We start from the raw sequence: 10,312 nt of genomic DNA, 5'->3' as shown, positions 1-10,312 counted from the left end.
GCCTTCTCGAGCCTCAGCTTGAGGTAGAAGCCCATGGGGCGCTCGTGGAGCTTCTCTGCGAAGAGCCGCTCCATCTGGCGCACCGAAATCTGCGCGATTGCGGCCAGGGCCTGGGCGTCGAGCGGGTCTTCTCCCTGCTCTTCCATGGCGGTGATGATCTTCAGCAGCCGCGCATCGGTCGTGCCGTAGCGCGCCGCGGCGGGAAGCCTGGCCTGGGCGGGCTGCTCGGCGGAGCGGTAGTGGACGAGCTGGTCCGCCACCAGCACGGCGAGCGGGCGGCCCAGCAGACGGCCGATCCAGTCCAGCATCATGTCAATGGCCGCAGCGCCACCGGCCGAAGTCATGCGGTCACGGTCGGTGACGTAGAGCGATTGCTCCGCAAGCACCGTGGGATAGCTCTCGCGGAAGCCCGGCAGGCTTTCCCAGTGGCAGGTGGCGCGGTAGTCGTCGAGGAGGCCCGCTTCCGCCAGGATGAAGGGACCGGTGTCGATTGCCGCCAGCAGCACGCGCTTTCTTGCCAGCGACTTGACGGCGGACAGCATGGGGCGGGTGATGCCCTTCTCGGGCTCGTAGCTGGCGGAGATCACCGCCATATCCGGCCTGCCAATCCCGGCCAGCCCGGTGGAGACGGAGACCGGAATGCCGTTCGATGCCGCAACCGGCTGGCCGTCCGCCGAGACAAAACGCCAGGAGAATGTGTCCGCCCCCGCAAAGCGGTTGGCCACGCGGAGCGGCTCGAGCGCGCCATAAAGCGCGATCATCGAGAACCTTGGCACCAGCAGGAATGCCACATCGTATCTGGCCATGGCGGAAAAAGAAAAACATATGGCGGAAAAAGTCAAATGCCGTTTCCCCGGGCGGCCTAGACTCCGCTGCAATCGTCAGGAGGATTTCATGCAGCCCAAAGTCATCATCACCTGTGCCGTCACCGGCGCGGGCGACACCGTCGGCAAGCACCCGGCCATTCCGGTGACGCCGGAGCAGATCGCCAACTCGGCGCTCGAAGCCGCAAGTGCGGGTGCCACCGTCGTGCATTGCCATGTGCGCGAACCCTCGACCGGCAAGGGCTCCCGCAAGGTGGAGTACTACGCAGAAGTGATGGAGAGGATTCGCGCCCGCAACAAAGAGGTCATCATCAACCTCACCGCCGGCATGGGCGGCGACGTGGAGATTGGGTCCGGCGCGAGGCCCCTGGAGTTTGGACCCGGTACGGACTGCGTCGGCCCCGAGGAGCGGCTGATCCACGTGAAGGAGCTGCGGCCGGAAATCTGCACGCTGGACTGCGGCACGCTGAATTTCGGCGACGGCAATGCCATCGTCGTCCAGACGCCCACGCAGCTGCGCGAGCAGGCGAGGCTGATCAAGTCTTATGGGGTCAAGCCCGAGATGGAAATCTTCGACTCGGGCAATTTGTGGTTCGGCAAGCAGCTTTGCGCGGAAGGGCTGATCGAGGGCCCGCCGATGTTCCAGCTCTGCCTCGGCATCCCGTGGGGCGCTCCTTACGACACAGAGACCATGGCCTACCAGAAGGCACAGCTGCCCGAGGGCGCCGTGTGGGCGGCCTTCGGCATCGGCCGCAATGAGTTTCCCGCCGTGGCGCAGGCCGTGCTGCTGGGCGGCCACGTGCGCGTCGGCCTCGAGGACAATCTCTGGCTCGAACGCGGTGTGCATGCCTCCAACGGCACGCTGGTCGAGAAGGCCGTGAAGATCATCGAGCTGCTCGGCACCAAGGTGGCCTCGCCCGATGAGGGCCGCGAGATCCTGAAGCTGAAGCCAAGAGTGTAACGCAGTCCCCCTCCCCCTTGTGGGGAGGGGCTAGGGGTGGGGGTCCGCGAGTGCACTCTGCCATCACCCCCACCCCTACCCCTCCCCACAAGGGGGAGGGGAACATGGACCAGAGGGAGTTTCAAATGACCACCATCAAGACCGTCGGCATCGCAGGTACCGGCCTCATCGGCGCGGGCTGGGCGGCGCGGCTGCTGTTCCGTGGCTTCGACGTCATCGCCTATGACGTCTCGCCAGCGGCCGAGGCAAAGCTGAAGGCGCAGATCGCAACCGCCTGGCCTTCGCTCGAAGCCCTGCTCGGCAAGCCGACGAAGGAAGGCACACTCTTCTTCACGACCGACCTGGCCGAAATGGCCTCCAAGGCCGACTTCATCCATGAGGCAGCGCCCGAGCGGGAGGACCTGAAGATCAGGCTGTTCCGTGACATCGACGCGGTGGCGGCCCCGCATGTGGTGATCGCGTCTTCCTCCTCCGGCTTCCTGCCCACCAACCTGCAGAGCGAATGCAGGCATCCGGAGCGTGTGGTGATCGGCCACCCGTTCAACCCGGTCTATCTCCTGCCGCTGGTCGAACTGGTGCCGGGCGAGAAGACTTCACCTGAGGCCATGGACCGTGCAGGCGCCTATTTCGAGGCCATCGGCATGCATGTGCTGCGGCTGAAGAAGGAGATCATGGGCTATATCTGCGACCGCCTGCAGGAGGCCCTGTGGCGCGAGGCGCTGCACATCCTCAACAAGGACATCGGCACCACGGGGGACATCGACGACTCGATCGTCTACTCCGCCGGCATGCGCTGGGCCTTCATGGGCTCCTTCCTCACCTATCACCTGGCCGGCGGCCCCGGCGGCATGCGGGATTTCATCAAGCAGTTCGACCCGACACTGGAACTGGACTGGACCGACCTCAAATTCCCCAAGTGGAACGAGACGCTGGAGAAGCGTCTGGTGGAAGGCTGCGAAGCGCAGGCCGGGGGGCGTGCCGTGGCCGAGATCGAGGCCAAGCGCAATGCCGTGCTGGTCGATATGATGAAGGTGTTCCAGAAGCATGGCATCGGCGCGGGGCTGGTGCTTGACCGCGAACTCAAGTCACGCGAAGCCTGAGCTGGAGACAAGGGAGAAAGACATGCCACAGCAACGCGTGATGATCACCGCCGCGGCGGACGGCATCGGCAAATCCATCGCCCGCGCCTTCGCGGCAGAGGGTGCGAAAGTGCATATCTGCGACGTGAACGAGGCGGCACTCGCCCAGTTCCGCAAGGAGTTCCCCGATATCGCCGCCAGCAGGGTGAATGTGCGCAGCGAAGGCGAGATCGACGCCTGGTTCGACGATGCGCTGGAGGACTTAAGGGGCCTCGACGTGCTGGTGAACAATGCCGGCATCAAGGGACCAACAGCGCCGGTCGAGGACGTGGAACTCGAGGACTGGCGCGAATGCCTCGACATCTGCCTCGACTCCTATTTCCTTTGCGCGCGCCGCGCAGCACCCGTGATGAAGGCGCAGAAGTCCGGCATCATCATCAACATGTCGTCGAATGCGGGCCAGCACGGCTTTGGTAACCGCACGCCTTACGCGGCGGCGAAATGGGGCGTGATCGGCCTCACCAAGTCGCTCGCCATCGAGCTGGGCCGTTACAACGTGCGCTGCAACGCAATCTGCCCGGGCTCGGTCAAGGGTGACCGCATCAACCGCGTGATCCAGGGCGAGGCTGACGTGCGTGGCGTGCCCTTCGAGGTGGTGGCGAAAGAAATCGTCGGCAACCAGTCGCTCGAGCGGTTGACGGATCCGCATGAGGTGGCGGCGCTGGCCGTGTACCTCGCATCTCCCGCCGCCTTCATGATCAACGGGCAGGACATCGCCATCGACGGGCACGTCGAGACATTCCACATCAAGTGAGTTGTCAGAATGGATTTCAGCCTTTCCGAAGAACAGCAGATGATCGTCAAGACGACGCATGACTTCGTCGTCAACGAGCTTTATCCGCATGAGGCGGAGATCGAGGAGACGGGCGTTCTCCGCCATGACCTCCGCGACGAGATCAAGAAGAAGGCCATCGAGGCCGGGCTCTATGCCGCCAACATGCCCGCCGAAGTGGGTGGCGCGGGGCTCGATACGCTGACCTGGGTGCTCTACGAGAAGGAGCTGGGCCGCGCCAACTATGCCCTGCACTGGACCTGCGTGGCGAGGCCTTCCAACATCCTGATGGCGTGTGAGGGCGAGCAGCGGGAGAAGTACCTCTTCCCCTCGGTTCGCGGCGAGAAGTCGGACTGCCTTGCGATGACCGAGCCCGGCGTCGGCTCCGACGTGCGCGGCATGAAGACCTTCGCGAAGCAGGATGGCGAGTATTTCGTCATCAATGGCACGAAGCACTTCATCAGCCATGCGGATGAGGCGAGCTTCGTGATCCTGTTCGCCGCAACGGGTGAGGAGGATACGCCGCGTGGCAAGAAGAAGCTGATCACGGCGTTTCTCATCGACATGGGAACGCCCGGCTACACCGTGCGCCCGGGCTACAAGAATGTGTCCCACCGCGGCTATAACAACTGCATTCTCGAATTCAATGATTGCCGTGTGCATAAGTCACAGGTGCTTGGCGAGGTGCACAAGGGCTTCGAGGTGGCCAATGACTGGCTGGGCGCCACCAGGCTTCAGGTTGCCGCCACCTGCATCGGCCGGGCCGAGCGCGCGCTGGACCATGCCAAGCAATATGCGGTGGACCGCCAGCAATTCGGCCAGCAGATCGGCAAGTTCCAGGGCGTCTCCTTCAAGCTCGCCGATATGGCGATGGAGTTGAAGGCAGCGGAACTGCTGACGCGCGAGGCCGCCTGGAAATTCGACCAGAAGACGGTGACCGACATGGACATGGCCATGGCCAAGCTCAAGGCCACCGAAATGCTGGCCTTCGTGGCCGATGAGGCGATCCAGATCCACGGCGGCATGGGGCTGATGTCTGACCTGCCGCTGGAACGCATCTGGCGCGATGCACGCGTGGAGCGGATCTGGGAGGGTACGAGCGAGATCCAGCGCCACATCATCAGCCGCGCGCTGCTGAGACCGCTGGGTGGGTGAGATGTTGTGTTTCATCGTCATCCCGGCGAAGGCACGAGAGAATGAGTGAGCGATGAAATCCCTCTCCCGCCTGCTCAACCCCTCATCAATTGCCTTCGTCGGCGGCAATGAATGCGCCATCGCGATCCGGCGCACGCTGGAGCTTGGCTTCACGGGCACGATCTATGCCATCCATCCGAAGCGCGACGAGCTCTCCGGCATCCCCACGCTGAAATCGGTGGAAGACATTCCCGGCCCTGTCGATGCCGCCTTCATCGCGGTGAAGAACATTCCCACCATCGAGGTTGTTCGCACGCTCAGCGCCAAGGGCTGCGGCGGGGCTGTGATCTATGCGGCCGGATTTGCCGAGACGGGCAATGCCGAACTGCAGCGCCAGTTGCTCGACGCCGCCAATGGCATGCCGCTGATGGGCCCCAACTGCTATGGCTTCGTCAACACGCTGTCGCGCGCTGCACTCTGGCCGGATGAGACGGGGCTGGAGCCCGTGCCGCGCGGCGTGGCGCTGATCACCCAGTCCGGCAACATCGCCTGCAACTTCACCATGATGATGCGCGGCCTGCCGGTGGCCGCCGTCTTCTCCATCGGCAACCAGGTGGATGTGGGCATGCATGACATGGTGGAAACCCTGTCCGCAGACCCGCGCATCTCGGCCATTGGCCTGCATGTCGAGGGCCTGCCGGATGTTCCGGCCTTCGCGCGCGCGGCGGCGATGGCGCGCAAGCGCCAGGTGCCGATCGTGGTGCTGAAGACCGGGCGGTCCGAACAGGGGGCGAAGGTTGCGATGAGCCATACCTCCTCGCTTGCCGGGGCCGACACGCTCTATGATGCGCTGTTCGAGCGCTATGGCATCGCGCGCATGAAGTCCGTCTCGGCCTTCGCGGAGACGCTGAAGTTCCTTCACAATGGCGGGCCGATTGCGGACTCGCGGCTCGTTTCACTCTCCTGCTCGGGTGGCGAGGCGGCGCTGGTCGCCGACATGGCGCTGGAGAAAAAGGTAAGTTTCCCGCCCTTCAACGCGGAAACCAAGCCCCGCGTGGCGGCCACACTCAATGAGTATGTCGCCATCGACAATCCGCTCGACTACCACACCTTCATCTGGGGACAGCCGGAGAAGCTCATCGCCACCTTCACGGAGGTGCTGAAGGGCGGCTTCGACGTGGGTCTGGTGATCCTCGATACGCCGACACACCCCAAGATGAAGCCTGACAGCTGGGCCACCACGGCGCGCGCCATGGCGGCGGCAGCACAGGCGACGGGCGCACGCGCGGCAGTGGTCGCCACGCTCTCCGAAGGCATGCCGCTGCCACTGGCGGATGAACTCTCGGACCTTGGTGTTGCCCCGATGATGGGGCTCGATGATGCGCTGACCGCCTTCGAGGCTGCGGCCTTCATCGGCCGCAACTGGGCGCGTGCCGAGGAACCGCCGGAGATGCTGCCGCCGCTTACCATGGGCTCCGAGGCGCATGTGTTCAGCGAGTTCGCGGCCAAGCAGATGCTGGCCAAGCATGGGCTCTCCGTGCCTGAGGGTATCGTGTGCCCCGCGGGGGATGCTGTCGCCGCCGCCGAAAGGCTTGGCTATCCGGTAACGCTCAAGGTCTCATCTGCAGCCATTGCCCACAAGACGGAAGCGGGCGGCGTGGCGCTGAACCTGAGGACCGCCGCCGAGGTGGAAGAAGCGGCCAGCCGCATGGCGGAGCTGGCACCCGATGTGCTGGTAGAGCGCATGGTGACAGGGGCGGTAGCGGAACTCATCATCGGCCTCACCTCTGACCCGCAGTTCGGCACGGCACTTGTTGTTGGTGCCGGCGGCATCCTGACGGAATTGCTGAAGGACAGTGTGACGCTGATCCTGCCGACCACGCGCAGCGAGATCGAGCGCGCGCTCCGCACATTGAAGGTCTGGCCGCTGGTTGAAGGCTTCCGTGGCAAGTCAGGCGACCAGGCAGCGGTGATCGCGGCGATCGAGGCCGTGGCGCGTTTCGCCGAGGCCAATCGCGGGCTGGTCGAGGAAGTCGACGTCAATCCCCTGCTCGTGCTGAAGGACGGCGCCATCGCCGTCGACGCACTCATCAAGATGAGGACACCATGACCGTTCAAGAGTCGCACACCGGGCCGATCCACGTCACGAAGCGCGGGCGCGTGCTGGAGGTGAGGATCGAGCGCGGCAAGGCCAATGCCATCGACGCCGCAACGAGCCGCGTCATGGGCGACATCTTCGCGGGCTTCCGGGACGATCCGGAACTGCGCGTCGCCATCCTCACCGGCACGGGCGAAAAATTCTTCTGCCCGGGATGGGACCTGAAGGCGGCAGCGGAGGGTGAGGCGCCTGATTCCTATTATGGTGTCGGCGGCTTCGGCGGCTTGCAGGAGCTTCCCGGCCTCAACAAGCCCGTCATCTGCGCGGTGAACGGCCTGGCCTTTGGCGGCGGCTTCGAGATCATGATTTCGTGTGACATCATCATCGCGGCAGAGCATGCCACCTTCGCACTGCCCGAGATCAATTCCGGGACGGTGGCCGATGCCGCCTCGATCAAGCTGCCGCGCCGCATTCCTTATCACGTGGCGATGGAGATGCTGTTCACCGGCCGCCGCATCGACACCACGGAGGCAAAGCACTGGGGCCTCATCAACGAGGTGGTGCCTGCCGGCCAGCTCATGGATCGTGCCCGCGCCGTGGCGGACCAGCTGGCCGATGGCCCGCCGCTGGTCTTCGCCGCCATCAAGGAAGTCACCCGGGAGACGGCGCATTTGCCCGTGCAGCAGGCCTTCGACATGGTGACGAAGCGGCGGCTCAAGACCGTGGACGTTCTCTATTCCAGCGAAGACCAGCTGGAGGGTGCGCGCGCCTTCGCGGAAAAGCGCAAGCCGCAATGGAAGGGCAAGTGAACGTCGATTTTTCGGGCAAGCGGGTTCTCGTTACCGGCGGAACGCGCGGCATCGGACGCGCGGCAGTGGAGGCCTTCCTCGCCGCGGGCGCACACGTGGCGGTGAATGGCCGCACTGAGGACTCCACGGCCAGGGCAACCGCCCTCCTCGGGGTGAAGACAGTTGCAGCTCCCGGCGATGTCGCAAGCGCCGAACAGTGCCGGGCCGTGATCGCCACGGCCGTGCAGGAACTGGGGGGCCTCGACGTGCTGGTGAATTGCGCCGGAATCGCCAGGGGCGGCCCTGTCGAGAGCGTGACGGAAGCGGTGTGGGACGAGACGCTGGACACCAACCTGAAGGGCACCTTCTTCTGCACCCAGTCCGCCCTGCCCCATCTGCGCGCCGCGAAGGGCAATGTGGTGAACCTTGCATCCGACGCCGGATTGATCGGCGAGATCGGTCTTGCGGCCTATTGCGCGTCAAAGGGCGGGGTGGTGAACCTCACCCGCGCGCTGGCCCTCGAGCTTGCACCGGATGTGCGCGTGAACTGCGTCTGCCCCGGCTATGTCGACACCGACATGGTGCGGCGCGACGTGATCAACGCCTCGGCAGACCCCGAAACAACGGAAGCAGCCCTTGCGGCAACAGCGCCGCTCAACCGCATTGCGAGCCCGGGTGAGATCGCAACGGCAATCCTCTATCTCGCCTCCGACGCGGCCCGTTTCATGACGGGCGCAGCCCTGCAGATCGACGGCGGCACCACAGCAGGACACCCGCGCAGCGGCGCATAAAAAAAGCCCCGGGTTTTACCCCGGGGCCAGCAGGGGAGAGAGGGTGGTGTCTCAGCCGATGAGCCAGTGGCGGCTCGACCGGCGAATGCGGGCCTGTTCGCTGTCCAGTTCCTCGAAGGTGGACGCGCCGGCGGCTGGGGCGGAGAGTGACCGCAGCGTCAGCCTGATCGCGCTTTCGAAGCTGCTCCAGAGGGGGGTATGGGTGACGGCAGAGGCTGTGCGGGAGGTCATGTTCTTCAACTATGCTTATGTGTTTGTTTGTGCCTCCACAGATAAGCGCCTGCAGAACAGTACACAAACGAAGTGTTTTAGGTTAATCTTCAAGAGAAACTTGAGGATCGCCCATGTTGCGCCATATTCCAGGCCTCGCCTCGCTGAAGGCTTTTGACGCCTCTGCCCGCCACTTGAACTTCACCCGCGCCGCGGCGGAGCTGAACGTGACGCCTGCCGCCGTGAGCCATCAGATCAAGGAGCTTGAGGAGGCGGTCGGCGTGCCCCTGTTCCAGCGCACCAGCCGCCACATGCAGCTGACCCGCCAGGGCATGATCCTGAAGCCCGCCATCGGTGAGGCGCTGGAGGGGCTGACGCGGGCGCTGCAGCGGATCCGGCAATTGGAGAACCCCACCCAGGTACGCGTCACCGCCTCGCCCTCAATCGCCGCCAAATGGCTGGTGCCGCGGCTCGACCGCTTTCTTGAGACCGCGCCGGGGGCGGATGTGCGCATCGACGTTTCCTCCGAGCCGCTGGATTTCGAGCGTGAGGACATTGACGTGGCCATCCGCTTCGGCGACGGCAACTACCCCGGCCTGATGGTGGAGAAACTGTTCCACGACACGCTGTTCCCCGTCTGCGCGCCGGAGTTGCTCAAGGGCGCCAAGCCGCTGCGGGAGCCGAAGGACCTCCTTCAGTTCACCCTCATCCACCTCGAATGGGAAGCGCAGGGCGCGGTGTGGCCCAACTGGCGCATGTGGATGCTGGCGGCGGGCGTGAAGGATTTCAACGACACGCGCGGCCTGCATTTCAGCCAGACGTCGCTGGCGCTGCAAGCCGCAATCGACGGCCACGGCGTGGCGCTGGGCGATTCAACCCTGGTGGGTGACGATCTTGCCGCTGGCCGCTTGATCAAGCCCTTCGAACTGGCGCTCCGGAGCCCGGCGCAATTTGCCTATCACCTGATCACCAGGCGGGATACCGCGGAGCGCCCGATGACCAAGGCCTTCCGCAACTGGATCATCGCCGAGGCAGCGGCAAGCCAGGGCTGACCTGTTCAGGCAGCGCGTGCACCGACTAGCCGGGCGATGAGCGCCCGGAACTGCTCATTGGAGAGACTGCGGACATCACCGCGGCGCTGGCGGCGGGCGGCCTGGTATCCTTCACCAACGGCACGGGGCAGAGGCAGGCCCTGCCCCAATTCATCAAGCCGCGACTCGACGCTGTTTGCCCAACGGTCCAGATGGCTGAGCATGCGGACGTGGCGCTCAACGCGGCGCGCCACGGTGACATGCTGGATGGCATAGAGCCCGGCAAGACCCAAAACCACAATCCATGCCGGAACCGGCATCCCCAGAAGATCGGCAAGGGGCGTGAGTGCAGACATGGAACCGGGCTCCTTTTCTTCACGGCGATTCGCGCCAGACAAATCAACCTGTGAGGTCAATTTCCTCTGGTATGCTTAAAAAGATATGAACTGCTAGTGGATTGACTCCAACGTTTGGAACCCACGGTTCCGAGCTGCGATGATATCGCCAGGGTTGGCTTTCCATGCGAAGGGTTTGGGACTGGAGGCGTTGTATTCGCGGATGAAG

General features: G+C 64.4%; 11 protein-coding genes and 1 pseudogene. 8 read left to right on the top strand and 4 right to left on the bottom strand.

Annotation, left to right across the window (positions count from 1 at the left end; genetic code table 11):
- The coding region (locus tag ACILRA_RS13670) for a GlxA family transcriptional regulator (protein ID WP_395662649.1) at positions 1-806 on the bottom strand (806 nt) is incomplete at its 3' end.
- A gap of 88 nt (positions 807-894) precedes the next feature.
- Between ACILRA_RS13670 and ACILRA_RS13665 the strand changes: the two genes are divergently transcribed.
- From ACILRA_RS13665 to ACILRA_RS13635, 7 genes are all read left to right on the top strand, one after another.
- On the top strand, positions 895-1,785 hold the full coding sequence (locus ACILRA_RS13665) for a 3-keto-5-aminohexanoate cleavage protein (RefSeq protein ID WP_395662648.1): 891 nt from the start codon (positions 895-897) through the stop codon (positions 1,783-1,785).
- Positions 1,786-1,910: 125 nt separating this feature from the next.
- Positions 1,911-2,885 (top strand): 3-hydroxyacyl-CoA dehydrogenase NAD-binding domain-containing protein, encoded by a 975-nt coding sequence (locus tag ACILRA_RS13660; protein WP_395662647.1) that lies wholly within the window; start codon positions 1,911-1,913, stop codon positions 2,883-2,885.
- Positions 2,886-2,907: 22 nt separating this feature from the next.
- Positions 2,908-3,678, top strand: coding sequence for an SDR family oxidoreductase (locus ACILRA_RS13655; protein ID WP_395662646.1), 771 nt, complete (start codon positions 2,908-2,910; stop codon positions 3,676-3,678).
- A gap of 9 nt (positions 3,679-3,687) precedes the next feature.
- A complete protein-coding gene (locus ACILRA_RS13650) occupies positions 3,688-4,851 on the top strand; it encodes an acyl-CoA dehydrogenase family protein (protein ID WP_395662645.1) in 1,164 nt (387 codons plus the stop codon).
- 52 nt (positions 4,852-4,903) lie between these two features.
- Positions 4,904-6,940, top strand: coding sequence for an acetate--CoA ligase family protein (locus ACILRA_RS13645; protein ID WP_395662644.1), 2,037 nt, complete (start codon positions 4,904-4,906; stop codon positions 6,938-6,940).
- Positions 6,937-7,737, top strand: a complete 801-nt coding sequence (locus ACILRA_RS13640; protein WP_395662643.1) for a carnitinyl-CoA dehydratase — start codon at positions 6,937-6,939, stop codon at positions 7,735-7,737. Before ACILRA_RS13645 ends, ACILRA_RS13640 begins: the two co-directional genes overlap by 4 nt.
- Positions 7,734-8,507: an SDR family NAD(P)-dependent oxidoreductase gene (locus ACILRA_RS13635; RefSeq protein WP_395662642.1), complete on the top strand. Its 774-nt coding sequence runs from the start codon at positions 7,734-7,736 to the stop codon at positions 8,505-8,507. The genes ACILRA_RS13640 and ACILRA_RS13635 overlap by 4 nt, the downstream gene beginning before the upstream one ends.
- Positions 8,508-8,558: 51 nt before the next feature.
- Here ACILRA_RS13635 and ACILRA_RS13630 read toward each other — a convergent pair whose 3' ends face one another.
- Entirely contained in the window at positions 8,559-8,738 is a 180-nt protein-coding gene (locus ACILRA_RS13630) for a hypothetical protein (RefSeq protein WP_395662641.1), read from the bottom strand.
- Positions 8,739-8,851: 113 nt separating this feature from the next.
- On the opposite strand from ACILRA_RS13630, the gene gcvA reads away from it, so the two are divergent.
- Positions 8,852-9,769, top strand: coding sequence for a transcriptional regulator GcvA (gcvA, locus tag ACILRA_RS13625; protein WP_395662640.1), 918 nt, complete (start codon positions 8,852-8,854; stop codon positions 9,767-9,769).
- 5 nt (positions 9,770-9,774) lie between these two features.
- Here the strand turns inward: gcvA and ACILRA_RS13620 are convergent, their stop codons facing one another.
- Positions 9,775-10,104 carry a hypothetical protein gene (locus tag ACILRA_RS13620; RefSeq protein ID WP_395662639.1) on the bottom strand — a complete coding sequence of 110 codons (330 nt, stop codon included), beginning with the start codon at positions 10,102-10,104 and terminating at the stop codon, positions 9,775-9,777.
- Positions 10,105-10,197: 93 nt separating this feature from the next.
- Positions 10,198-10,312: pseudogene (locus ACILRA_RS13615) on the bottom strand (IS630 family transposase); the annotation flags it as partial.

This window comes from Aestuariivirga sp. (assembly GCF_044239095.1).
In the GTDB taxonomy this organism is placed as follows: Bacteria; Pseudomonadota; Alphaproteobacteria; order Rhizobiales; family Aestuariivirgaceae; genus Aestuariivirga.
The sequence above is the reverse complement of the archived record's forward strand: the minus strand, read 5'-3'. Positions and strand labels throughout refer to the sequence as shown.